General features: G+C 67.0%; 1 protein-coding gene. It reads left to right on the plus strand.

Features of this window, described 5'->3' with window-relative positions; genetic code table 11:
* Window positions 1–295: hypothetical protein (locus tag AWU74_RS12930; RefSeq protein ID WP_238580261.1), on the plus strand; the 295-nt coding region annotated here is incomplete at its 5' end.
* Window positions 296–494: the final 199 nt, after the last annotated feature.

Here is a 494-nt window from a genome sequence, read left to right on the forward strand (position 1 = left end):
GTCGGGGGGGGCGGAAGGCGGGTGTGCGCCGGAAGAACCGCCTGACGCGGGCACCGCCGAAACTCTGCGGGCGAATTGGCAGAGCAAAGAAGCGAGGCTGTTCGGCGCCGGGTTACCCGCGCCGCGCGCGGGTAACCCGGCGCAGAGGCAGGACGCACAAAAGCGGGGGGGAAACCCCCGCTCTTTTTTTATGCCCAAACGCGGCGGCTTCCGCCAGCGGGGGTTACCGAGCAATAGCCGGGCGGGTTCAGCGCAGTTGCCTGCCGAGCAATCCAACCGAGGGGCGGAAGCCTAAATGCCATACTACGGGTAAGCGCCTACCGTGTTTATCAAGAAGGCTTTGCTGGTGGTTTCCACCAGCGGGGCTACCGAGCGCGTCTTTGTCGACGACCGGATACCGACTGAGCCACGCTTCGAGCAGGCGGGCGGTTCGCTCAGGCGGCGGAGCGTCGCCTTGCCCGCCCGAAGCGGTTTTGCCGCGCGCCGGTTTCGGG

The sequence above is a fragment of the Treponema endosymbiont of Eucomonympha sp. genome (assembly GCF_001028545.1).